The following is a 22,154-nucleotide window of genomic DNA, read 5'->3' on the forward strand; positions in this document are numbered from 1 at the left end:
TTTCGACGAGGCGAGGGCGAGCGCTGATCGGCCCGCTCCGCGGAGCCGTCGATGTGCCCTAGATCCGCGCGCAGACCTTCTCGACCGCGTGCGCGGCGATCTCAAGGCTGAGCTTCACGCCATTGGTGTCCGCGCGCAGATCGGCGCGGAAATGATCCACCGGATTGTAGAAATGCACCAGCACCCCCGCGACCAGCGCGAACAGGATGGCGAAGATCAATCTGCGTCCTGCCGATTCACGCATGGCCGACTCCCTTTCGGTGCTGCGGTGATGGGGGTTCGATACAGGGCCGAAACTGTCCGCCCGATGAACGCGGGGTTTCGAATTGCGGCGCGTGGGGTTTTCGATCTAGGTGGGCGGGAAGGAGAGGACATGGCCGTCACACCGCTCGTATCGCATCGTCGGATCCTGTTCGCGAGCCTCGTCGGCACCTCGGTCGAGTTCTACGATTTCTACATCTACGCGACCGCGGCGGCTTTGGTGTTCCCGGCGCTGTTCTTTCCCGCCAGCGATCCGGCGCTCGCCCAGCTCGCCTCCTATGCCAGCTTCAGCATCGCCTTTTTCGCGCGGCCGCTGGGCGGGCTGGTGTTCGGCCATTTCGGCGACCGGATGGGGCGCAAGTCGACGCTCGTCGCCTCGCTGATGCTGATGGGCATCTCGACCGTGCTGATCGCCTTCCTGCCCACCTATGCGATGATCGGATGGGTCGCGCCGTTGCTGCTCTCGCTGCTGCGCTTCGGGCAAGGGCTGGGGCTGGGCGGCGAATGGGGCGGGGCGAGCCTGCTCGCGGTCGAGAACGCGCCGCCGGGCTGGGCCAATCGCTACGGCGCCTTCCCGCCGCTGGGCGCGCCGGTCGGGTTCATCTTCGCCAACGGCTTCTTCCTGCTGCTCGGCGCGTTTCTGAGCGACGACCAGTTCCGCGACTGGGGCTGGCGCATCCCCTTCCTCGCCAGCGCCTGTCTGGTGAGCCTCGGGCTATGGGTGCGGGTCAAGCTGACCGAGACCCCCGCCTTCGTCGCCGCGCAGGAAAGCGCGCCGCCGCCGCGCATCCCGGTGGGCGAGCTGTTCCGCGAGCATTGGCTGCCGACGCTGGCGGGAACGGTGGGCACCGTCGCCTGCTTCGCGCTGTTCTACATCTCGACGGTGTTCATCATCGGCTATGCGACCAAGGGGCTCGGCTATGACCGCGAGCTGTTTCTCGGCGCCGAGCTGGTCGCCATCCTGTTCATGGCGGCGGGGATCTGGATCGCCTCGAGCCTCGCCGATCGCAGCAATGCCACGCGGATCCTCGCGATCGGCTGCATCGCGACGGTGGCGACGGGGCTGACGATCGGGTGGTTCGTCAGGGCAGACGCGCTGGCGATGCTGTTCGTCTGGCTGGCGGGTGGGCTGTTCGTGATGGGCTTCGTCTACGGCCCGCTCGGCGGCTGGCTGCCGAGCCTGTTCCCGGCGCGGGTGCGCTATACCGGCGTGTCGGTGACCTTCAACATCGGCGGGATCATCGGCGGCGGGCTGACGCCGCTGATCGCCGCGACGCTGGTGCAGCGCGGCGGGCTGGTGCTGGTCGGCTATTACCTCGCCGCCGCGGCGGTGCTGAGCCTGATCGGGCTGGCGCTGGTCGCGCGGAAGAACGCGCTGCCGGGCTGAGATGCGCACCCGGCTGAGCGTCTGCCGGCGCAAGGCGCGCTACGCTTCGGACGCGGCGGCGGCGCAGGCGGCGCGGGACTTCGGCTTGGCCTTGCTGCCTTATCGCTGCGATCGGTGCGGGCGATTTCATCTGACCAGCCGGACGAAGGGCAAGCGGGGCATCCGGAGCGGCGACTGAACCGCATGCGCAGTCCTGCGTCACCCAACGCTCCGGCCTTCGCTGGAGCACCGGTGAACTTGAAGAATTGCAGCGTGCTCCGGCGTAGGCCGGCGCGTTGGCGGCGGCGTACGATCAGGCCTTGCGCAGCAGCGTGAGGCGGGCTTTGCCGTGGACGCGGCTGGCGTCGATGTCGAAGCCGGCGAGGACGATTTCCTCGGCCTTGGCGGTCTCGATGCTGATCCAAGTCGCGGGGCCGGCCCAGCCGAGGCGGCCGAGCTTGTCGAGCGCGACGACGCCGGCGCCGGTATCATAGGGCGGATCCATCAGGATCAGATCGACCGGCTTGACCGCAGGCCCGAGCGCGAGCGCCGAGGTGGCGCGGACTTCGGCGCCCTTGGCCCCCAGCCTGGCGATGTTAGCCTTGAGCGCATCGAGCGCGGCCTTGTCCTGCTCGACGAACAGGCACGAGGCGGCGCCGCGCGACAGCGCCTCGAGCCCGAGCGCGCCCGAACCGGCGAACAGATCGGCGACCGCCAGCCCCTCGAAGCTGCCGATTCGGCTGGCGAGCATCGAGAACAGCGCCTCGCGGGTGCGATCGGCGGTGGGGCGGGTGGTGTCGCCCTTGGGCGCAACCAGCGGGCGACCGCGCCATTCGCCGGCGATGATCCGCATTATTTGCGCGTCCGTGGCGGGCGGGCGGGCCTGGCCGGCTTGCCGCGGCCACCTGCCGGACCCTTGGTCGGGCGCGGGCCGCGGGGACGATCGACGAAATCGCCGGCGCGCGGCTCCTGCTGATCGCGGTGCGCCTTGGCGCGTGCGGCGCGCGCCGGCTTGCCGACGGGGCGGGCTTCTTCGCGCGCGGGACGATCGGTGCGCGCGGACGGGGTGCCGCGCGGCGTGAAACGGGGTTCGCGGGCATCGTCGCGCGCCGGGCGTTCGCCGCGCGCAGGCGCCTTGGCACCCGGCCTTGCGCGCGCTTCGCCGGTGGCGCGACCTTCGCCGCGCGCGGGGCGTTCGGGACGTCCGCTCGCGCCGGCAACGGGTTTGGAACGCGCTTCGCCATGCGGGAGGCGTTCGCCACGGACGGGCGCCCTGGCACCGGGCTTGAACCGCGTTTCGCCACCGGCGGGCCGGGCCTCGCGCCGATCGGGACGTTCGGGCCGGGCGGCCTGGCGCGCGCCCGAACGGCCTGTGCCGGCGCGATCTTCCTCGCGCACCGGACGATCACCGCGCGCCGGCGGAGTCGCCCGCGGGGTGAAGCGCGGTCCCTGCGGAGCGGCCGGCGCGGCCTTGGCGGGGGCGCGGCGCAGGCGGCGATCGGGCTCGATCACCGGCTGCGGCTTGGGCGCGGGCGCCTCGACACGCTCGCGCACCGCGAATTGCAGGTTCGACGCCGCCTTGCCGCCGCCGGGCTTCGACAGCACGGTGCGGAAGGTGGCGAGGTCGCTCGGGCGGATCTCGTCGACATCGCCGGCGGGCAGGTCGCCGAGCCAGAACGGACCGTAGCGCGTGCGGATCAGCCGGTTCACCTCGAGGCCGAGATATTCGAGCACGCGGCGCACTTCGCGATTCTTGCCCTCGGTGAGGGTCATCTCGATCCAGACATTGGCGCCGGTGCGCCGCTCGATATTGGCGTTGATCGGGCCATAGCGGACGCCCTCGATCTCGACGCCGAGCATCAGCTCCTCGAGCTGGGGCTGGCTGATCTGACCATAGGCGCGCGCGCGATAGCTGCGCTCGACGCCGGTCGACGGCAGCTCGAGCTCGCGCTTGAGCTCGCCATCGGTGGTGAGGAGCAGAAGCCCCTCGGTGTTGAGATCGAGCCGGCCGACCGGCATTACCCGGGGCAGGCCCTGGGGCAGGCGGTCGTAGATGGTCGGGCGACCGGTGAAGTCGCGCTCGGCAGTGAGCAGGCCGGCGGCCTTGTGATAGCGGAACAACCGCGCGGGCGCGGGCTCGGCGACGGGCTTGCCGTCGACGGTGACGCCGTGGAGCGAGGTGAGCAAGGTCGCGGGGGTATCGAGCACGGCGCCGTCGAGCGCGATGCGCCCTTCGGCGATCATGCGTTCGATCTCGCGGCGCGACGCGATTCCTGCACGGGCGAGCAGCTTCGCGATGCGCTGCGTTTCGGGGGGCTTGGACGGGGACACCGCGGCGATATAGCGATTATGCGGGGCACGGCAAAAATTATTGCGGCGCCCGAAGGTTTTGATGCGTTATGCGCGGCTTGCGGGGGCACGGGGCCTCGCCGCCTATGGAAGCGGTACGATGTTGTTCGTGAAGAAGAAGCGGCTGATCGAGCGGGTCCTGCTGGTCGAGGACGAGCCGCTGGTCGCGTTCGACACCGAACATTTCCTCACCCATGAAGGGTTCGAGATCGTCGCGACGCTGGATTCGGTGGCGGAAGCGCTCGCCGCGATCGAGGACGATGCGGCGATCGATCTGGTGCTCGTCGATGTCGAGCTGGTCGACGGCAGCGGCGTCGAGGTGGCGCGCGCGGCGCATGCGCGCGGCATGCGCGTGGTCTTCGTGACCGGCAATTGCCCGGGCGAGGCGCGCAAGCTCGCGGCGGGATGCCTGTCCAAGCCCTATCCGCAGCGCGATCTGCTCGCGGCGATCGCAGCGATCGAGGCAGTGATCGAAGGCAGGAAACCGCCGCGGCGGCTGCCCGCAAGCTTCAGCCTGTTCGTCGAGAGCTGAGGCCGGGCCTCAGAAGCGGACGACGCAGGCGGCGTAGATCGCGCCCCACATCGCCAGCGATATGCCCATCGCGAGCAGGATGCCGAGCGTCGGCGGCAGGCGCTTTTCGCCGTCGGTCGAGTCGATGCGGTCGGGGATCGGTGTGTGCAGCATGGGTCCAGCGCCTGGCTTGGGGTGACGGCTCAATGCCAGAACAGCGCGATGACGACGCCGAGCCATGACAGCATCGACAGCGACACCGCGACGCGCGCCGAGAGATCGGCAGGGGAGCGGCTGGTGTGCGGCGCGAAGGCGCGGCCGGCGGCGAGGGCGGTCATCGTCACGAATCCTGCAAGGCTGTGCACCCATTATAGGACCGCGCGGCGCCCTCCGGCCGCGCCTCAGGGGTCTTGCGGAGGCGGGACGGCGGCCAGCCGCGCCTCGACGGCGTCGTGGAACTGGCGGATGCCGCGCTCAAGCGTGCCGAGCGTGAGCCGATCGAGCGCGCCCGAGGCGAGCCCCTGCTGGCCGAGCTCGCAGGCGCGAAAATCCTCGGCGGCGAACACCCCGCCGTCGAGCAATTCCCAGCTCTTCTCCCAGTGCGCGCGCGCCTTTTCGGTGGCGGGCGGCTCGGGGATCAGCATGAAATCTTCGACCAGCACGCGATCGGCGGCCTGCGGCATCAGCACCATCAGGTTGATGTAATCGGGGCTGACGACGAGCACCGCGCCGGGGAACATCTGATAGGTATAGGTGATCGCGCCGCGCAGCGTCGCCCAGTCGCTCGACGACAGCGCGGCGAGCGCCGCCTCGCGGCCGACCGCCGAGCGCTGGTGCGGGCCGATGCTGTCGGCGGTCGAGACGCCGTCCTTGAAGAAGGGCGCGATGGTGCCGGCGTGGAGGCGCTGGATGTGATAGCCCTCGAGGAACGCGTCCATGATCAGCTTCCAGTTGGCGCGGACATCATGCGTGCGGCGGCGGAAGAGGTGCTGGCCGGCGAGCGCGAAGGCTTCGAAGTCTCGCGCCAGCGTGTCGGCTTCGGCGAAGTCGGCGGCCGCGTCAAAGGCGAACCAGATCAGCCCGCCGGCCTCGTGCGTGGGCAGGCGCCTGAGGCCGTGCGCGGCCTTGTCGAGCCCGGGAAAAGTGTCGGCGCGGGGCAGGCCGACAAGGCTGCCGTCGAGCGCATAGCTCCACGCGTGATAGGGGCAGACGAGGCGCGGGGCCTTCACTGCGTCGCAACCCTCGACCAGCCGCGTGCCGCGATGGCGGCAGACATTGAGGAAGACATGCGCCTGCCCGGTCTTGTCGCGCGCGAGCAGCAGCGGCTTGCCGAAGCCGTCATGCGGTACCGCCATGTTGGCCTCGGGAAGCAGCGCCGAGGGGGCGATGACCAGCGGCTGGCGCGCGAAGATGCCGGCCTGCTCGGCGGCATGGCGCGCGGCACTGGTATAAGCCGCAGCCTCGACATGCGTGATCGCGCCTTCGCCACGCTGCCCGCCGCGAGCGAGTTGGGCGGCGAGCGCGAGCTGGCCTTCGGTCGGCGCGTTCATCCTTCCTCTCCGCAACTTTTCGGCTAGTGTCGCGCGGAAGGCGAGAGGGAGCAAGGGATGGCGGACGGGGCGACACTGGAAGAGGGCACGCGCGCCGGGTTCGTCGCGACGATGGCTCCCTATTTTCGCCCGCGTCCGCTCGCGGCCTTGCTGCTCGGAATTTCGAGCGGTTTCCCGCTCGCGCTGCTGCTCGGCACGATGACCTTCTGGCTCGCCAAGGTGGGCATCGACAAGAAGACGATCGGCTTCGCGATCGGGTTGACCACGCCCTACACGCTCAAATTCCTCTGGGCGCCGCTGGTCGACCGACTCAAGCTGCCGGTGCTGACCGGGCTGTTCGGGCAGCGTCGCGCGTGGCTGTTCTTCGTCCAGGCGCTGCTGTTCGCCTCGGTGTGGATGCTCGGCGCGAGCCAGCCCGAGCTGCATCTCGGGGTCTTCGCCTTCTGGGCGATCGCCACTGCGTTCCTCGGCGCGACGCAGGACATCATTATCGACGCCTATCGCATCGAGATCCTGCCCGAGGACGAGCTCGCTCACGGCACCGCGAACAACCAGTTCGGCTATCGGCTCGGCGCCTTTGCCGCGGGGGTGGGCACGATCGCGATGGCCTCACCCGAGGGGCTGGGGCTGGGCTGGGCCAAGGCCTATGGGCTGACCGGGCTGTGCATCCTTCCCGGGCTGCTCGCCGCGCTGTGGGCGGGCCCCGGACTGCACGACCGCGTGCTGAGCGCCGAGGGGCGCCAGTCGATCGGGCAATGGCTCCAATCGACGCTGATCGGTCCGTTCAGCGAATTCCTGATGCGGCGCGGCGCAGTGCTGATCCTGCTGTTCGTGCTGGTCTACAAGCTCGGCGACGCGATGGGCCAGTCGATGCTCAATCCGATGATCGTCGAGCTGGGCTTCAGCGACACCGAGTTCATCGCGATCAACAAGGTGATCGGCTTCTGGGGCTTGATCGTCGGCACTGCGCTCTCGGCGCCCTTGCTCGCATGGCTCGGCATGGGCCGCGCGCTGTTCGTCTCCGGCGTTCTGATGATGATCAGCAACCTGACCTTCGCGATCCTCGCCAGCCAGGGTCACTCTACCCTGTGGCTGACCATCGCGGTGGCGACCGAGCAGGTGACCAGCGGGCTCGGACTGACGATCTTCGTTACCTATCTCTCCGGGCTGTCGAGCCTCGCCTATACCGCCACTCAGTTCGCGTTGCTCTCGTCGCTGGCGGGGGTGGGGCGCACCTGGCTGTCGACGCCGGCGGGTTTCTTCGCCGAGCAGCTCGGCTGGGCCGGCTTCTGGGTGATGACCACGGTGGTCGCGCTGCCGGGCATGTTGCTGCTCTGGATCCTGTGGCGAAAAGGCTTTGTGGTCGAAAGCGTGCGCAAGGCGCGCGCGGGCGCCGAACCCACGGCGGGAGCGGAGGCCAAGGCCTGATGCCCTATCTCGTCGTCATCGGGCTGCAGGTGATCTGCATCATCCATCTCATGCGTACCGGGCGCAATCCGCTGTGGCTGACCGCGCTGATCTTCCTGCCGGTGGTGAGCGCGCTCGCCTATCTGTTCGTCGAGATCCTGCCGGGCATGGGCACCAACCGGCATGTCCGCACCGCGCGCGCCAAGGCGATCGACGCGCTCGACCCCGAGCGCGAACTGCGCGCCGCGCGCGATGCGCTGGGGCTCGCCGACACCGCCGCGAACCGGCTGCGCATCGCCGATGCGCTGGCCGCGCTCGAGCGGCACGGCGAGGCAGTGCCGCTCTATCGCGAGAGCATCCAGATGACGCCGGGCGAGCCCGATGTGCGGACACAGGGCAAGCTCGCCCGATCGCTGTTCGAGACCGGCGAGGCGGCCGAGGCGCTGGCGCTGCTCGACGCGATCCCCACGCCGCTGGGGCAGAGTGAGCAGGACCGCCAGGCGCTGCTCCGCGCGCGGGCGCTCGACCATCTCGGCCGCAAGGCAGAGGCGCTCGACCTCTATGCCGACCTCGTCACCCGCATGCCCGGCGAGGAAGCGCGCTGCCGCTACGCCGCGCTGCTGCTCGAGCAGGGCTGGGAGCGCAAGGCGTTCGGCGTGCTCGAGGAAGTCGAGGGACGGATGAAGCGGCTGAACCGGCACCAGCGCGCCGCCGATGCGGGCATGTATCGCTGGGCGACCGATACGCTTGCCGGACTGCGCAGCAAGGGAGCGGCACAATGAGACGGTGGTTGATCGCGCTGGTCGTCCTGCTCGCGATGGCGGGTGGCGGCTGGCTATGGGGCTCGCCCTATCTGACGCTGCTGCACCTGAAGCGTGCCGCCGACGCGCGCGACCTGACCGCGATCTCCGAGCGGATCGACTTTCCGGCGGTGCGCGCCGATCTCAAGACGCAGCTGCGCGCGCGGCTCGACCGGCGCGAGGGCTCGGCGCTCGAGCAGCTGGGCGCGGCGATCGCCGAGCAGCTCGCCGATCCCGCGCTCGACGCGGCCGTGACTCCCGAAGGGATGCGCGCGCTGTTTGCCAGCGCCGCGGTGGCGCGCGCGGCGCGGCCGAGCCTCGGCGGGGTGAACCCCGAGGAGATGCGGGTGCGGCGCGACGCGCTCGATCGCTTCACGCTCGCCTCGGCGAACGGGACCGGGCCCGAACTGGTCTTCGAACTGCAGGGGCTGACCTGGCGGGTGACCGCAGTGCGCCTGCCGGGGAGGCTCTGACAGGGGGACAGGCTCTGATCACCTTTTTGCTGGCTACGATTGGCTTTGCGCCGGCCCAGACAATCCCCGCCGAGCTCGTCGGCAAATACAGCGATTCCATCGCTGAGCAGGTCACCGGCGGCGCCCACAAGCCCAAATGCGACCGGCCGGGCTGGCGTTATCTGCAGATCAGCGACAAGGGCATCGATTGGGGTGACGGCGTCCTGCAATCGTTGATCAGCGTCGAACGGATATCGACGACGAAGTTTCACCTGTGGATCAAGCGCCCGGCTTCCAACGACGTCCGTCTGCTCCATGTGTTTATCGACCGCGACTATGGCAACAGCATCGTAATCGTCGACGAGATCGCGCAGACGGAGACGCAGGCGCGCGCACCCGGAACCGCGGACGCGGGGGTTCTCGGCACCTATCTGCCCTGCGCCAAATAGCTGATCGGAATGCGCGGCGAGGAGCAAGGCGGCACTATCTCCGCGGCCCCGCCGGTAGAGCGAAAGTCCGCCTTCGTCGCAGGATTTCCCGCCTTGGGCGCGCGCCGATTGAGCCGCGCCGCGCGGTTGGTCACTCCCTGTCGGACACCGCGCGGCCTCTTTGCGACGTGGCCCGTGACACCCCGAAAACCAGGATAGCCGCTATGGAAGACCTCGTCCCGATCCTCACTTCGTTTCATGGCGCGATCTCGCGTCGCACCTTCTGGATCGGCGCGGCGGTTCTGATCGTGGCCAGCATCGTGCTGGGGCTGATCCCCTATCTGGGCACGATCGCCTCGCTGGCGCTGCTCTATCCGTGGACCTGCCTCGCGATGCAGCGGCTGCGCGACATGGAGCGCCCCGTCGGTCTCGCGCTGATCCCGGTCGGCCTCGCCGCCATTTCGGCGGTGCTCGGCATCGTGACCATGGTCAGCATGTTCAACCCGATGCTCATCGGGCTCGCGCTGATGGTCGGCGGCCTGACGGTGCTGGTCGGGACGATCTCGATGCTCGTCGCGATCGCTTTCCTGCTCTGGATCGGATTGACCCCGGGCAAGAGCGACGCCGGTCAGCCGTTCCTCGGCGGGCTCCGCTAAACCTTCAACCGGCCAGGCCTTCGTCGAGCGGCAGCGCCAGATCGGCGAAGGCATTGGCCAGGGCATGCGCGGTGCAGGCGACGCTTGCCGCATCGCGCACCCCCAGCAGGTCGGCGAGCAGCATCCGCGCGCGCTCGGGATGGCTGCGGATCCGGCCGATGACTTCGAGCAGCGTCGCCTCGGGGCCCGTCATGCGCGGGCAGCACCAGGGGGCGATCTGGATTGGCCCGGCCGACGCCGCCGACATCTCCGCCATCAGCGCACGCAGCAACACCAACGGGCGCTGGAAGCCCCGGCCGAACGCCGTGACGAAGGCGTGCGCGGTGCAGGCGTCGTGGAGCCCGTGCGCGCCCATCTGCCGGATGCCGAAGAGCAGCAGCCGGGCGCCGGCATCCTCGGGCTGAAGCACGGGCAGGGCGGCGGCAAGGGTCTTGGTAGCGGACATGAACGACTCCCGCGTGGACGATGCAGGATTGTTGCCAGTCCGCTATTGCAAGTCAATCGCAATAAAGCGCATCAGTCGGGCAGTTCGTCGTTTGCCTCGAGCGCCGTGCCGGCGAGATAGAGCGAGCCGAGGATCAGCACGACCGGCGCGCCCTCGCGCGGGACGGCGGCGAGCGCGGCGGCAAGATCGGGCGCGGTGGCGCTATCCAGGCCGGCGTGACGTGCCAACGCGGCGAGCTCGGCCGGCGGGTGATGCGGGTGACCCGGCACCGGCACGGCGGTGAGCGAGCGCGCGATCGGAGCGAAGCGCTCGATCATCGCTGCGGCGTCCTTGTTGGCGAGCATGCCGAGCACGAGGTCGATCGGTCTCCCGGCCGCGACCCGCGCGGCTGCGATGCTCACCGCCGCGGCGGCATTGGCATTGTGGCCGCCATCGAGCCAGAGCTCGGCGCCGTCGGGAAGAAGACTTGTCAGCGGTCCTGGCGAGAGGCGCTGCATCCGCGCCGGCCAATATGCGGTGCGCGCGGCGGTCGCGAGCGCGTCGTCGGGGATGGCGAGCACCTGCTGATGGCGCAGCACCGCGATCGCCAGCGCGAGATTGGCGGGCTGGTGTGGGCCGGAGAGCGCGGGGAGGGGCGTGCGCACCTCGCCTGCGGCGTCGCGATAGCGCAGCACCTCGCCCTCCACGGCGAACGACCAGGCCTGCCCCTCGGCGAGAACCGGCGCCGCGACGATCTCCGCATAGCGATCGACCACTTCGGCGATGTCGGGCGGATAGGCCATCGTCACCAGCGGCACGCCGGGTTTGGCGATCCCGGCCTTCTCGGCGGCGATCTCGGCCAGCGTGTCGCCGAGGAACGCCTGATGATCGATGCCGAGCTGGGCGATCGCGGTGGCGGCAGGATCGGGCACGACATTGGTCGCGTCGAGCCGTCCGCCCAGCCCGACCTCGAGAATGCAGGCATCGGCGGGAGTGCGCGCGAAGGCGAGAAATGCCGCGGCGGTGGTGACTTCGAAGAAGCTCGCGCCAATGTCACCGCCGACGTCGAGCACTTCCTCGAGCAGCGGGGCGAGCTGTGCGTCGGTGATCAGCGTGCCGGCGAGGCGGATACGCTCGTTGAAGCGGACGAGATGCGGGCTCGCATAGACGTGTGCGCGCAGCCCCGCCGCCTCGAGCGCGGCGCGGAGAAAGGCGCAGGTCGAGCCCTTGCCGTTGGTCCCGGCGACATGGAGCACCGGGGGAAGGCGGAGATGCGGGTTGCCGACCCGGGCGAGCAGCCGGGTGATCCGCTCGAGCCCGAGAATGTCGGCGCCGGGCGAGAGCGCGGTCAGCCGGTCGAGCTGGCGCTGGACGTGCGGGTCGGTCGAGGTGGCGAAATCGGGCATCAAACGATCCAACCCCTCCCTTTCAAGGGAGGGGCAATGGGTGGGTTGCATCGGGCGGGGCTCGATGCCCCGTCCGATGCTGCTTGCCTGGCGGGAAGTGAGTCTCCTGCGCGCGCAGACGCGCGCACCCACCCCCAACCCCTCCCTCGAAAGGGAGGGGCCTATCTAGATCACGCCGCTTCCTTCACCGGGCAAAGCAGGCCGATCAGCCGGCCGAGCACCTCGCGCAGATCCTTGCGATGCTCGACCCTGTCGACGAGGCCGTGCTCGCGATAATATTCCGAGGTCTGGAAATCGTCGGGCAGCTTCTCGCGGATCGTGTTCTCGATCACGCGGCGGCCGGTGAAGGCGAGCGTAGCGCGCGGCTCGGCGATCTGGACGTCGCCGAGCATCGCATAGGCCGCCATCACGCCGCCCGAGGTCGGGTCGGTCAGCACGACGATATAGGGCAGGCCGGCATCGTGGAGCATCTCGATCGCCACGGTGGTGCGCGGCATCTGCATCAGGCTGAGAATGCCTTCCTGCATGCGCGCGCCGCCCGAGGCGGTGAAGACGATGTACGGCGCGTTCGCGGCGATCGCCGCCTCTACCCCGGCGATGAACGCCTCGCCCACTGCCTGGCCCATCGATCCGCCCATGAAGGCGAAGTCCTGCACGCCGATCACCGCCTTGCGGCCGAGGATCGTGCCCGAGGCGTTGAGGAAGGCATCGGGCTCGCCGGTCGCCGCGCGCGCGGCCTTGAGGCGGGCGGGATAGGGCTTCTGGTCGCGGAACTTGAGCGGGTCCTCGGCGACCTTCGGGCTCGCCAGCACGGTGTAGCTGCCCGGATCGAACAGATATTGGAAGCGCAGCGCCGGCCCGATCCGCTCGTGATGCTCGCAATGCGGGCAGACGTGGAGATTGTCCTCGAGCTCCTTGGTGAACACCATCGTCCCGCAGCCCTTGCACTTGTGCCAGAGATTGTCGGGAGTCTCGCTCGTCTTGGTCGTGACATAGGCGAGGGCGTTGCGGACGCGACTGATCCAGCTCATGCGACTTCCTTGCGGGCAGCGGCGAGCGCTGCGGAGAGGGATTGGATATAGGCGCGGACGGGCGCGGGCGCATCCATGCCGTGCTGGCCGACCAGATCGACGATCGCCGAGCCGACCACCACGCCATCGGCGACGCGGCCGATCGCCGCGGCCTGTTCGGGGGTGCGGACGCCGAAGCCGACCGCGATCGGCAGGGCAGTGGCGGCCTTGAGCTTGCCCACCGCGTCCTCGATCGAGGCCTGCGCGGCCTGCTGGAGCCCGGTGATCCCGGCGACCGAGACATAATAGACGAAGCCCGACGCGCCGGAGAGCACCGCGGGCAGCCGCGCGGCATCGGTGGTCGGAGTGGCGAGGCGGATCACGTCGAGGCCATAATCGCCGAAGGGGGCGAGCGTATCCGCCTCCTCGGGCGGGATATCGACGCAGATGACTCCGTCGACCCCGGCATTTTCGGCCAATGCCGCGAAGGTAGCGGGGTCGGGCCGCGTCATCGTGTTGGCATAGCCCATCAGGACCAGCGGCACTTCGGGATGGCGATTGCGAAACTCGCAGGCGATCGCCAGCACATCGGCGGTACGCGTGCCCGCGCCGAGGCTGCGCAGATTGGCGGCCTGGATCGCGGGGCCGTCGGCCATCGGATCGGTGAACGGCATGCCGAGCTCGATCACATCGGCGCCGCCCTCGACCAGCGCGGTGAGGATCTCGACGGTGGCTTCGCGCGACGGATCGCCGGCAGTGACGAAGGTCACCAGCGCGGCGCGGCCCTGGCCCCGCGCGGCGGCGAAGGCGGCGGAGAGGCGGGTCATGCGGTCCTCCGGCGGCGACGGGCGCCCCATTCTTCGGCCATCGTGGCTGCGATCGCCATGCCTGCGCTCCAGATCCAATCCATCACCGTCGGAAATTGCGCGATGAAGGCCAAGCGAACGCAGAAGAAAATCACGAAGGCCAGGAGGAGGAAACCCAACGGCCGCGCCCACCGCAGGCGATCGTCCGGCGCCTTGCCCGGCCCCTTGCGGGGGCGATCGCCGGTGCGATTGCGGCGGTTGCTCACAGTTCGAATCCCAGCGCGTCGGCCACCGTGAAGATGTCCTTGTCGCCGCGGCCCGAGACATTGACGACGATGATCTGATCTTGCCGCATTTCCCGCGCCTTGGCGGGTACTGCTGCGAGTGCGTGCGAGCTTTCGAGCGCGGGGATGATGCCTTCGAGCTTGCAGCAGAGCTGGAACGCGTCGAGCGCCTCGGCGTCGGTGATCGGGACGTAATCGACCCGACCGCTCTCGTGCAGCCAGCTATGCTCGGGGCCGATGCCGGGATAGTCGAGCCCCGCCGAGATCGAATGCGCCTCGGTGATCTGGCCGTCCTCGTCCTGGAGCAGATAGGTGCGGTTGCCGTGGAGGATGCCGGGCGCGCCGCCGGTGAGGCTCGCGGCATGCTCGCCGGTCTCGATGCCCTTGCCCGCCGCCTCGACGCCGATCATCGCGACTTGCCTGTCGTCGAGAAACGGGTGGAACAGCCCGATCGCGTTCGATCCGCCGCCGACCGCGGCGATCAGCAGATCGGGAAGGCGCCCCTCGGCCCTGAGGATCTGCGCTTTGGTCTCGGTTCCGATCACCGACTGGAAGTCGCGAACCAGCTCGGGATAGGGGTGCGGGCCGGCGGCGGTGCCGATGATGTAGAAAGTGTCGTGGACGTTGGCGACCCAGTCGCGCAGCGCCTCGTTCATCGCGTCCTTGAGCGTCTGCGCGCCGCTGGTCACCGGATGGACCTCGGCGCCGAGCAGCTTCATCCGGAAGACATTGGGCTTTTGCCGCTCGACGTCCTTGGCGCCCATGAAGATCGTGCAGGGCAGGCCGAAGCGCGCCGCGACGGTGGCGGTGGCGACGCCGTGCTGGCCCGCGCCGGTCTCGGCGATGATCCGCGTCTTGCCCATGCGGATCGCGAGCAGGATCTGGCCGATGCAATTGTTGATCTTGTGCGCGCCGGTGTGGTTGAGCTCCTCGCGCTTGAAATAGATCTTCGCGCCGTGCCCCTCGGGTGCGGACTCGCGCAGCGCCTCGGTGAGCCGCTCGGCATAATAAAGCGGGCTCGGGCGGCCGACATAATGCTCCATCAGGTCGTCGAACTCGGCCTGGAAGGCGGGATCGGCCTTGGCGGCGCGATATTCGCGCTCGAGGTCCAGGATCAGCGGCATCAGCGTCTCGGCGACGAAGCGGCCGCCGAACTGGCCGAAATGCCCGCGCTCGTCGGGCTGATTGCGCAGGGAATTGGGCAGGGTGACGGTGTCGGTCATAGGTCTCTCGCAGGTTCGAAGGCGGTCGCTGGCTTTGGGCGAGCGATCAACGCCATCGAGAACCGATGCGAACGGGGGCGGACAGCCTCAACATTGCGCCACCGCTTGGAGGAACGCGGCGATCTTGGCAACATCCTTGACGCCGGGCGCGCGCTCGACTCCCGAGGAGATGTCGACCAGCTTCGCCTGGGTCGTACCGACGGCTTCGCGGACATTGCCGGCATCGAGCCCGCCCGACAGCGCCCAAGGCAGCGGCTGGGGGAGGCTCTCGAGCAGCTTCCAGTCGAAGCGCAGCCCCATGCCGCCGGGCAGCGCGGCGCTGTCGGGCGTCTTCGCGTCGTAGAGGATGCGATCGGCGGCGCCGCGATAGCCCGCCGCCTGATCGAGATCGGCGCGGGTCTTCACCGCCACCGCCGCCCAGACCGGCACACGCGCGCGAATCGCGGCGGCGCGATCGGGCGCGGTCTTGTGGAGCTGGGCTGCCTGAATACCGGTGGCGAGCGCGGCGCCGAGCAGCGCCTCGTCGGGATCGACGAACACCCCGACGGTGCCGACATGCGGCGGGACCCGGTCGATCAGCGCTCGCGCCTGATCGAAGCCGACATTGCGCGGGCTAGGCGGGAAGAACACGAAGCCGACATGGCTCGCCCCGCCCGCGATCGCCGCGTCGAGTGTCTCCGGCGTCGACAGGCCGCAGATCTTGGCGGTGACCGGCATCACAGGTCCTTGACCAGCACGTCCATGAAAAAAGGCGGATCGAGCGGGATCGGGAAATCGCGCTTCTCGCCCGAGACCGTGTAGCCGCGGCGCTCGTAGAAGGCGATCAGCTTGCGGCGGACGTCGATCACGGTCATTTCCATGCGGCGGGCGCCGAAGCCCTCGCGCGCGCAAGTCTCGGCGGCGTCGACGAGCTGTTTGCCATAGCCGCCCGCCTGCAGCGTCGGATCGATGCAGAGCAACCCGAGATAGGCGAGGCCGTCGCCCTTGTCGCTGACCTGCACGCAGCCGATCGTGGCGTCGGCGAGGAACGCCACCAGCAGCCGTTGCGTCGGATCGTCGACGATCGCCGCGAGCGTGGCGATGTCGGTGCGGTTGCCCTGGATGAGATCGGCCTCGTGCGTCCAGCCGGCGCGGGCGGTCTCGCCGCGATAGGCGCGTTCGATCACCGGGTGGATCGCGGGCAGGTCGTCGAGTGTGGCGACGCGGATCGTGAGGCCGTCGGACATGCGCGCCCTGTCGGACTCGCGCGCGGCTTTGGCAAGAGGGCGCATCCCCGCGGTGCCGTTCAGGCGGAGCCGTTGAAGTCCAGATGGGTGAAGTTGCCGATCTCGACGTCGAACTCGGCACCGAAAAAGCCGACGCCGCCATCACAGACGATAAGAGGCTCGTCGCGCCAGCGATCCTTGCCGAACATCTCGCCGCCCGGAGCGAAATTGCCATAGACGTAGCGTCGGCCACCGCGGACGATGCCGACATATTGCCGGATCCATCGCGCAGGTGCGCCGTCGAGCGCGCCGGGGTGCGCCGCACGGATCCTGGCCAGCGCGGCGGGCAGCGCTGCTTCGAGGCGCGCGATGTCTCCGGCCTGCGGTTTCCAGCCCGCCTCTCCGGCAACCGGGGTGCTCCGCGCGCATTGCTCGAGCATCATCTTGGTCTTCGCGGCGTCGAAGATGACGACACCGCTGGTCTGCGGCTCCGCTGCCTGAGCCTGCGCGATCAGCAGCAGCGGGGCGAGCAGCGCGGCGAGCGGCACGGCTAGATCGTCGCCTCGATCTCGCGCGCGGCCTGATCGGGGTCGGTTGCCTGGGTGATCGGGCGGCCGATAACGAGGATCGAGGCGCCGGCGTCGAGCGCGGCGCGCGGGGTGACGACGCGCTTCTGATCGCCGGTGGTGCCGTTGGCCGGGCGCACCCCGGGGACGACGAAGAAACCGTCATGCCATGCCGCCTTCGCCGCGGCGACTTCCGCGCCCGAGCAGACGATGCCGTCGACGCCGGCGCTCTTCGCCAGTTCGGCGAGACGGACGACCTGCTCGTGCGGATCGGGGGAAAGGCCGATCGAAGTGAGATCGCTGGCGTCGAGACTGGTGAGCATCGTCACCGCGACGACCTTGGTGCCGGTCGGCGCGGCGGCCTTGGCGTCCTCGAGCATCGCGCGGCCGCCGGCGGCGTGGACGGTCAGGATCGACGGCTCGAGCGGGCGCAACGCCTGGATCGCCTTGGCGACGGTGTTGGGAATGTCGTGGAATTTGAGGTCGAGGAAGATCGGCAGCCCGATCTCGGCCATCTCGCGCACGCCGTGACGGCCATTGGCCATGAAGAATTCGAGCCCGAGCTTGATCCCGCCGACATGGTTGTGGACGCGCTGCGCGATGGCGCGGGCGCGATCGAGATCGGGAGTGTCGAGCGCGACATAGATTGGCGAGCTCATGCGCTCGGGTCCGCGATCAGCGGCGGGGCGGGCGAGATGGCGATCGCCGCCGGCGGGACCTCCGGCGCGGGAGTCACCGCGCGCAGATCGGCGAGCGCGCGCTCGAGCCCGGCGAGGCGTTGGCGCGAACGCCAGCGCAGCGCCTGGAACGCGACGAGCGAGGGCAGCAGCCCGAGCAGGAAGACGAGGATCAGCAGCAGCGGCAGGCTGAAATCGGCGACGAGCCCGCTCCACAGGCGGATCTCGACGCGCTCGCCGCCATTATAGATCACAAAGGCAGCGACGAGGCCGCCCAGCAACAGCCAGAACAGCACCTTCAGAAACCGCATGCCTTCCCTTTCCTTATGGCGACCCGGGGGAACTCTAGGGCGAGAGGGCGAGGTTGCCAACTCTCCCTCTCCCGGGAGGGAGCCGACGCAGTGGGCGGAAGGGAGAGGGGGAGCGTGTCTCATCAGACGCCCCGCTCATCCTTCCCACTTGATTTCATCGAGCGGGCCGCTTCCTTCTCCCGCAAGGGGGCGGAGATCAGCCGATCTCCTCGCGCAGATCGGCGAACAGGCCCGGGATCGCGTGGAGACGGTTCTCCTCCTCGTCGAGGATCGCATGGAAGGCATGGCGCTTGATCGCGGCGACGCGATCTTCAGGGAGGCGATCGTCGAAAGGCAAGGCCGAGAGGACGATATCGATCAGCCGGTCGGCGCCGTGGAGGCGGCCCCAGAGATAGTCGTTCTCGCGATAGGCGCGGCTGAAAAAGGCGCCGAAGCTGTTGAACTGGATCCCCTTGAGCGTCGCCTCGGCGCCGCCCTTGCGGATCGCGGTGGCGTCGTCGGGCGAGATCCGGTCGACGCGGATCGGATCGAACTCGTCCATCCCCTCGCCCTGGAGCAAAGGCAGGGTGGCGATGTCGAAGAAGGGGAAGCCGAGATGCGCTAGCAGCATCGGCCGGCGCAGTTCCTTCGACAGCGCGCTGAACCCGTCGGAGAGCCGCGCGTCGGTCGCCTGATCGAGCGCGCGGAGCTGCATCCGCTCGGCGAGCAGATCGAGGATCGGACCGGCATCGTCGGTCATGTCGCGCACCGCGCCGCGCAGATCGGCGAAGGTGTCGGTGCGCTTGAGCTCGAGATAGGCGGCGAGCGATTCGTAGATCGCCTCGCGCATCGGCAGCAGCTCGGCATGCGAGCTCGGCAGGTCGATCTCGGTCAGACGCCGCGCGAGCAGCCGCAGCCGGCGGATGCGAAAGCCGAGATCGTGCGTGCGCAGGAAGTCGAGCGTCTGCGGGCTCGCGCCGTTCGACAGCGTCGCGCCGAACCGGTCGCCGCCACGCGACTGGACCGCGTGCGCCACCGCCTCGCGGATCTCGCGCAGCCGCTCGGGGGCGTGGCGGTCGCCGATCGTATAGAGCAGGCGGGCGATCCGATCGATCGCGCCGTCGACCTTGAGCAGGCCATAGGCAGTGTGGCCGTAACCCGCCTTGGCGGCCGCGGCGACCTGCGCGCGGCGGCGCCAGCTCGAGAGCCTTTTGGGCGTCGGATAGTCGAGCCAGAGGGTGTAGCCGAACAGCGCCTCGACCTGCGTCTCGACCTCGGCGCGGATCTCGGCGACGATCCCGAGCATCCGCTCGATCCGGTCCGAGCGCGCCGAGATCGCCTCTAGATTGTCGCGGATCGGCTGTTCGCGCGGCAGCTCGGAGAGCGCGCCGATGATCGTCTGGAAGAAGCCCGGCTTTTCCTGCGGGGTGCCGTAAAACTCGAAGCGCATCCCCGGCGCGGGATCGACGAAGACGAAGCGGCGATCGACCTGGCGGCGGGCGGGGCGTTCGCGCAGCGCGTCGATCGCGGGCCGGAACGGCGCGTTGGCGAGCACCGAACCGTCGATCAGCACCGCGTTCTCGGCGCGGTTGTCCGACCATTGCTGCGGCAGCACCGATTCGAGGAACTCGTCGCGCCCCGGCCAGGCAGTGCCGCGCTCGGCGAGGAAGCTGTCGAGCTCCTCGACCGTGGCCGGCGGAAATGCGCCTGGAAAGCTCGAGGTCGCGCGCGCGGCGAAGGCGAGCCCGGCAGGATGCGCGAAGGCCGCGCCTTCGCCGCCGTGGTCGTTGAAGTGGAAGACGAGGCGATGCTCGGTCTCGATCACGTGCTGCGGCGAATTGAGCCGCAGCTCTTCGGGGTGCCCGCGGAAATCGGTGACGGTGACGAACAGATCGAGCGGCTGGCCCTCGGGCAGCAGCCGGCGATAGCGCGGGCCCTTCGCCATCGCATCGAAGGCATCGAGCAGCATGCCGAGCAGCCGCTTGCCGCCAAAGGGAGGCTCGAACCAGCGCGAGCGCACGAAATGCTCGAGCTTGAGGCGGACCTCCTCGCGCGCGACGGGATCGACGGTCTCGTCGATCGTCTTGCTGCGATTGGCGACGATCCACGCGATCGGCGTCGCCCAGATCTTGGCGAAGCGGTGCGCCGGGGCCTGGCGGGGCTCGAGCAGCGCCTCGACATCGGCCTGCTCGATCCACAGATCGGTCAGCGGATCGAGCGACTGGCCGGTGGCGATCGCCTGGGCGAGGAACACCGCGTTGATCCCGCCGGCGCTGGCGCCCGAAAGGATATCGACGAGCACCCGCAAATTGATGTTCGAGGCCTGGCGGATCTCGTCGAGCAGCTGGCGATAGACGCCATTGCCGTCCTCACCCTCGCGCGCGGCGCAGCTGGCGCGGGCGAGCCGCCATACTTCCTTGGTGATGCCGTGCATGTAGACGGCGAGGCTGATGCCGCCATAGCAGACGAGCGCGAGCCGCAGCTCCTTGTCGCGGGCCTCGCTCATGCGGCGGGCCGGATCGTGGCCCAGATCGGCAGATGGTCCGAAGCGGTGCGCGCGCTCAGGCTCTCGTGCACGCCTGCCTGGTGGATCTCGAGATCGCGGCTGGCCATGATCCGGTCGAGCCGCGCCATCGGGCGCCGGGCGTGGAAGCTCTTGCCGGTGGGCGCGAAGTCGAAATGCTGGGCGAAATCGCGCAGGCAGCCGCTCTGCGGCGTCCATTCGTTGAGATCGCCCATCAGCACCGTCGGATGGCGCTGCGCGCAGGATTCGATGTGCGCGATGATCGCATGCGCCTGGCGGCGGCGCCACAGGCCGGACAGGTCGAGATGCATGCCGACGATCCGCAGCACCTGTCCGCGCACCCGGACATCGGCCATCACCGCGCCGCGCGGCTCGAGCGCGGGCAAGTGGATCGCCTCGCAATCGAGGATCTGCGCATCCTTGCGCACGAGCAGGGCGTTGCCGTGCCACCCCATCGAGCGCGCGCGCATGCCGAACGGGATCGCCTTCCAGTCGCCATGCTCGGCGAGGAGATGGCTGGAGAGCACCGCCTCGCGCGGACCGAAGCGGCGATCGGCCTCCTGCAGCGCGATCACATCGGCATCGATCTCGCAGAGCACCTGCAGCGTGCGTTCGGGTCTGCGCCGCCGATCAGTGCCGATCGACTTGCGCATATTATAGCTGGCGACCTTGATCATCTGCGCCCCTTATCGCGGGGCGGGCGGGGGATGGGCAAGAGGCTAGACCGGATAGGGCGCGCCGCGCTGGGCGGAGGCCTCCTCCGCAGCGGCGATCAGACTGCGGCCGGTGGCATCGGCGGCCTCCGGCGTCATCGCCACGGCCACCCCGTCGGGGCCGTCGAGCAGCACGACCCCCGATTCGGCGGTGGCGACACCCGGCGCGCTTTCGGCCTCTTGCGGCGTAGCTTCGCTACTCATGTCGCATCTCCCTCGCGCTGCTTCAAATCCCTGCGTTGGGAGCCAAAACTCTGGAACGACGCGAAATATCCGCCGAGGTCAGCGTCCGCCCGCCTCGATCAGCCGGCGCGGCGCGGCGAGCTCCCAGCTGCGCGCGATTCGATCGCCGACGAAATCCCAGTCGGTCTCGGCGGCGCCCAGCGCGATGCCCACCCAGCCGACGCCGAAATAGGCGACTTTGGAATAGGTTTCGGGGGCGATGTCGATCAGATTGGGGCCTTCTTCGTCATCGGCGGTTTTTACCGCGACGATGGTGCGGCCATCGCCATGATGATCGTGGCGGAACTGGGCGAACTGCTTGCCGGCGACGAAGAAGGTCGGCTGGCCGTGGCTCGGCCGCTCCTCGACCTCCGGCAGCTCCAGCGCGATCGCACGGACCTGCGCGAGAGCGGTATCGGGATCGGGATTCAGCGCGCCAGCCACGCTGCGACAACCCGGGGATAGAGGCGATGTTCCTCGGCCAGCACGCGCTCGGCGAGCGTCTCCGGGGTATCGCGCGCGGCGATCCGCACTTCGGCCTGGCCAAGCACTTCGCCGGCGTCGAGCTCCTCGGTGACGATATGGACCGAGCAGCCGGCGACCATATCCCCGGCGACCAGCGCGCGGCGATGCGTGTCGAGGCCCTTGTATTTGGGCAGCAGCGAGGGATGGATGTTGACGATCCGTCCGCGCCAGGCGTGCACGAAATCGTCCGAGAGCAGGCGCATATAGCCGGCGAGGGCGATCGCCTCGACGCCGGCCGCGCGCAACGCCGCATCGATCTTCGCCTCATAATCGGGCTTGGGCATGCCCTTGGGGCTCTGCGCGAAGGTGGCGATGCCGCGTTCGCGCGCCCAGACAAGGCCCGCCGCCTCGGGCTTATCGCTGGCGACGAGCGCGACCTGGTACGAGCAGTCGGGCGCCTGCGCGGCCTCGGCGAGCGCAGCCATGTTCGAGCCGCGGCCGGAAATCAAAATGCCCAGCTTCTTGCGCGTCACTCCCCGATGCTCCTGCGAAAGCAGGA

General features: G+C 69.2%; 29 protein-coding genes. 7 read left to right on the forward strand and 22 right to left on the reverse strand.

From position 1 onward, the window contains the following. Nucleotides 1-58: 58 nt before the first annotated feature. Complete coding sequence (locus E5A74_RS00150) at nucleotides 59-244, reverse strand: hypothetical protein (protein ID WP_135981632.1); 186 nt, start codon at nucleotides 242-244, stop codon at nucleotides 59-61. A 129-nt stretch (nucleotides 245-373) separates the two neighbouring features. Between E5A74_RS00150 and E5A74_RS00155 the strand changes: the two genes are divergently transcribed. Then, nucleotides 374-1,648, forward strand: coding sequence for an MFS transporter (locus E5A74_RS00155; protein ID WP_206365730.1), 1,275 nt, complete (start codon nucleotides 374-376; stop codon nucleotides 1,646-1,648). Between the two features lie 292 nt (nucleotides 1,649-1,940). On the opposite strand, the gene rsmD is transcribed toward E5A74_RS00155, so the two are convergent. Further along, complete coding sequence (rsmD, locus tag E5A74_RS00160) at nucleotides 1,941-2,480, reverse strand: 16S rRNA (guanine(966)-N(2))-methyltransferase RsmD (RefSeq protein WP_135981636.1); 540 nt, start codon at nucleotides 2,478-2,480, stop codon at nucleotides 1,941-1,943. Beyond that, nucleotides 2,480-3,958 (reverse strand): pseudouridine synthase, encoded by a 1,479-nt coding sequence (locus tag E5A74_RS21160; RefSeq protein WP_240699579.1) that lies wholly within the window; start codon nucleotides 3,956-3,958, stop codon nucleotides 2,480-2,482. Before E5A74_RS21160 ends, rsmD begins: the two co-directional genes overlap by 1 nt. A 118-nt stretch (nucleotides 3,959-4,076) precedes the next feature. On the opposite strand from E5A74_RS21160, the gene E5A74_RS00170 reads away from it, so the two are divergent. Next, nucleotides 4,077-4,508 carry a response regulator gene (locus E5A74_RS00170; RefSeq protein WP_135981638.1) on the forward strand — a complete coding sequence of 144 codons (432 nt, stop codon included), beginning with the start codon at nucleotides 4,077-4,079 and terminating at the stop codon, nucleotides 4,506-4,508. 9 nt (nucleotides 4,509-4,517) lie between these two features. On the opposite strand, the gene E5A74_RS20700 is transcribed toward E5A74_RS00170, so the two are convergent. From E5A74_RS20700 to E5A74_RS00175, 3 genes are all read right to left on the reverse strand, one after another. Then, entirely contained in the window at nucleotides 4,518-4,661 is a 144-nt protein-coding gene (locus tag E5A74_RS20700) for a hypothetical protein (protein ID WP_166745541.1), read from the reverse strand. Nucleotides 4,662-4,690: 29 nt separating this feature from the next. After that, nucleotides 4,691-4,825 carry a hypothetical protein gene (locus E5A74_RS21330; protein WP_276469509.1) on the reverse strand — a complete coding sequence of 45 codons (135 nt, stop codon included), beginning with the start codon at nucleotides 4,823-4,825 and terminating at the stop codon, nucleotides 4,691-4,693. 63 nt (nucleotides 4,826-4,888) lie between these two features. Further along, nucleotides 4,889-6,037: an aromatic ring-hydroxylating oxygenase subunit alpha gene (locus tag E5A74_RS00175; RefSeq protein WP_135981640.1), complete on the reverse strand. Its 1,149-nt coding sequence runs from the start codon at nucleotides 6,035-6,037 to the stop codon at nucleotides 4,889-4,891. 57 nt (nucleotides 6,038-6,094) lie between these two features. On the opposite strand from E5A74_RS00175, the gene E5A74_RS00180 reads away from it, so the two are divergent. The 5 genes from E5A74_RS00180 (at nucleotide 6,095) to E5A74_RS00200 (ending at nucleotide 9,780) form a co-directional block, all read left to right on the forward strand. After that, the gene (locus E5A74_RS00180; protein ID WP_135981642.1) at nucleotides 6,095-7,465 is read left to right on the forward strand and encodes an AmpG family muropeptide MFS transporter; all 1,371 of its coding nucleotides are present in this window, start codon (nucleotides 6,095-6,097) and stop codon (nucleotides 7,463-7,465) included. After that, entirely contained in the window at nucleotides 7,465-8,226 is a 762-nt protein-coding gene (locus tag E5A74_RS00185) for a tetratricopeptide repeat protein (protein ID WP_135981644.1), read from the forward strand. The genes E5A74_RS00180 and E5A74_RS00185 overlap by 1 nt, the downstream gene beginning before the upstream one ends. After that, nucleotides 8,223-8,717, forward strand: a complete 495-nt coding sequence (locus E5A74_RS00190; protein WP_135981646.1) for a DUF2939 domain-containing protein — start codon at nucleotides 8,223-8,225, stop codon at nucleotides 8,715-8,717. The genes E5A74_RS00185 and E5A74_RS00190 overlap by 4 nt, the downstream gene beginning before the upstream one ends. Before the next feature lie 26 nt (nucleotides 8,718-8,743). Next, nucleotides 8,744-9,145 carry a hypothetical protein gene (locus E5A74_RS00195; protein WP_135981648.1) on the forward strand — a complete coding sequence of 134 codons (402 nt, stop codon included), beginning with the start codon at nucleotides 8,744-8,746 and terminating at the stop codon, nucleotides 9,143-9,145. A 203-nt stretch (nucleotides 9,146-9,348) separates the two neighbouring features. Further along, nucleotides 9,349-9,780: a DUF805 domain-containing protein gene (locus E5A74_RS00200; protein WP_135981650.1), complete on the forward strand. Its 432-nt coding sequence runs from the start codon at nucleotides 9,349-9,351 to the stop codon at nucleotides 9,778-9,780. A gap of 4 nt (nucleotides 9,781-9,784) precedes the next feature. Here the strand turns inward: E5A74_RS00200 and E5A74_RS00205 are convergent, their stop codons facing one another. From E5A74_RS00205 to purN, 16 genes are all read right to left on the reverse strand, one after another. Then, entirely contained in the window at nucleotides 9,785-10,225 is a 441-nt protein-coding gene (locus E5A74_RS00205; RefSeq protein WP_135981652.1) for a DUF6628 family protein, read from the reverse strand. Between the two features lie 71 nt (nucleotides 10,226-10,296). Then, a complete protein-coding gene (locus E5A74_RS00210; protein WP_135981653.1) occupies nucleotides 10,297-11,610 on the reverse strand; it encodes a bifunctional folylpolyglutamate synthase/dihydrofolate synthase in 1,314 nt (437 codons plus the stop codon). Between the two features lie 170 nt (nucleotides 11,611-11,780). After that, nucleotides 11,781-12,641: an acetyl-CoA carboxylase, carboxyltransferase subunit beta gene (gene accD, locus E5A74_RS00215; RefSeq protein ID WP_135981655.1), complete on the reverse strand. Its 861-nt coding sequence runs from the start codon at nucleotides 12,639-12,641 to the stop codon at nucleotides 11,781-11,783. After that, nucleotides 12,638-13,447, reverse strand: coding sequence for a tryptophan synthase subunit alpha (gene trpA, locus E5A74_RS00220; protein WP_135981657.1), 810 nt, complete (start codon nucleotides 13,445-13,447; stop codon nucleotides 12,638-12,640). Before trpA ends, accD begins: the two co-directional genes overlap by 4 nt. Further along, complete coding sequence (locus E5A74_RS00225) at nucleotides 13,444-13,692, reverse strand: hypothetical protein (protein ID WP_135981659.1); 249 nt, start codon at nucleotides 13,690-13,692, stop codon at nucleotides 13,444-13,446. The genes trpA and E5A74_RS00225 overlap by 4 nt, the downstream gene beginning before the upstream one ends. Further along, nucleotides 13,689-14,933: a tryptophan synthase subunit beta gene (gene trpB, locus E5A74_RS00230; RefSeq protein WP_135981661.1), complete on the reverse strand. Its 1,245-nt coding sequence runs from the start codon at nucleotides 14,931-14,933 to the stop codon at nucleotides 13,689-13,691. The genes E5A74_RS00225 and trpB overlap by 4 nt, the downstream gene beginning before the upstream one ends. Nucleotides 14,934-15,020: 87 nt before the next feature. Next, nucleotides 15,021-15,650, reverse strand: a complete 630-nt coding sequence (locus tag E5A74_RS00235) for a phosphoribosylanthranilate isomerase (protein ID WP_135981663.1) — start codon at nucleotides 15,648-15,650, stop codon at nucleotides 15,021-15,023. Then, entirely contained in the window at nucleotides 15,650-16,159 is a 510-nt protein-coding gene (locus E5A74_RS00240; protein WP_135981665.1) for a GNAT family N-acetyltransferase, read from the reverse strand. Before E5A74_RS00240 ends, E5A74_RS00235 begins: the two co-directional genes overlap by 1 nt. Nucleotides 16,160-16,218: 59 nt before the next feature. Beyond that, nucleotides 16,219-16,686 (reverse strand): hypothetical protein, encoded by a 468-nt coding sequence (locus E5A74_RS00245; RefSeq protein ID WP_135981667.1) that lies wholly within the window; start codon nucleotides 16,684-16,686, stop codon nucleotides 16,219-16,221. A gap of 2 nt (nucleotides 16,687-16,688) precedes the next feature. After that, nucleotides 16,689-17,363 (reverse strand): orotidine-5'-phosphate decarboxylase, encoded by a 675-nt coding sequence (pyrF, locus tag E5A74_RS00250; protein ID WP_135981669.1) that lies wholly within the window; start codon nucleotides 17,361-17,363, stop codon nucleotides 16,689-16,691. Continuing rightward, a complete protein-coding gene (locus tag E5A74_RS00255; RefSeq protein ID WP_135981670.1) occupies nucleotides 17,360-17,692 on the reverse strand; it encodes a LapA family protein in 333 nt (110 codons plus the stop codon). The genes pyrF and E5A74_RS00255 overlap by 4 nt, the downstream gene beginning before the upstream one ends. A gap of 196 nt (nucleotides 17,693-17,888) precedes the next feature. Next, complete coding sequence (locus tag E5A74_RS00260) at nucleotides 17,889-20,177, reverse strand: patatin-like protein (RefSeq protein ID WP_135981672.1); 2,289 nt, start codon at nucleotides 20,175-20,177, stop codon at nucleotides 17,889-17,891. Next, the gene (locus tag E5A74_RS00265; protein ID WP_135981674.1) at nucleotides 20,174-20,872 is read right to left on the reverse strand and encodes an endonuclease/exonuclease/phosphatase family protein; all 699 of its coding nucleotides are present in this window, start codon (nucleotides 20,870-20,872) and stop codon (nucleotides 20,174-20,176) included. Before E5A74_RS00265 ends, E5A74_RS00260 begins: the two co-directional genes overlap by 4 nt. A 42-nt stretch (nucleotides 20,873-20,914) precedes the next feature. Continuing rightward, the gene (locus tag E5A74_RS00270; RefSeq protein WP_135981676.1) at nucleotides 20,915-21,112 is read right to left on the reverse strand and encodes a hypothetical protein; all 198 of its coding nucleotides are present in this window, start codon (nucleotides 21,110-21,112) and stop codon (nucleotides 20,915-20,917) included. Between the two features lie 78 nt (nucleotides 21,113-21,190). After that, nucleotides 21,191-21,574: an MmcQ/YjbR family DNA-binding protein gene (locus E5A74_RS00275; RefSeq protein WP_240699580.1), complete on the reverse strand. Its 384-nt coding sequence runs from the start codon at nucleotides 21,572-21,574 to the stop codon at nucleotides 21,191-21,193. Beyond that, a complete protein-coding gene (purN, locus tag E5A74_RS00280) occupies nucleotides 21,559-22,080 on the reverse strand; it encodes a phosphoribosylglycinamide formyltransferase (protein ID WP_135983150.1) in 522 nt (173 codons plus the stop codon). The genes E5A74_RS00275 and purN overlap by 16 nt, the downstream gene beginning before the upstream one ends. Nucleotides 22,081-22,154: the final 74 nt, after the last annotated feature.

Origin of the sequence: Sphingomonas naasensis, assembly GCF_004792695.1 — a bacterium.
In the GTDB taxonomy this organism is placed as follows: domain Bacteria; phylum Pseudomonadota; class Alphaproteobacteria; order Sphingomonadales; family Sphingomonadaceae; genus Sphingomonas; species Sphingomonas naasensis.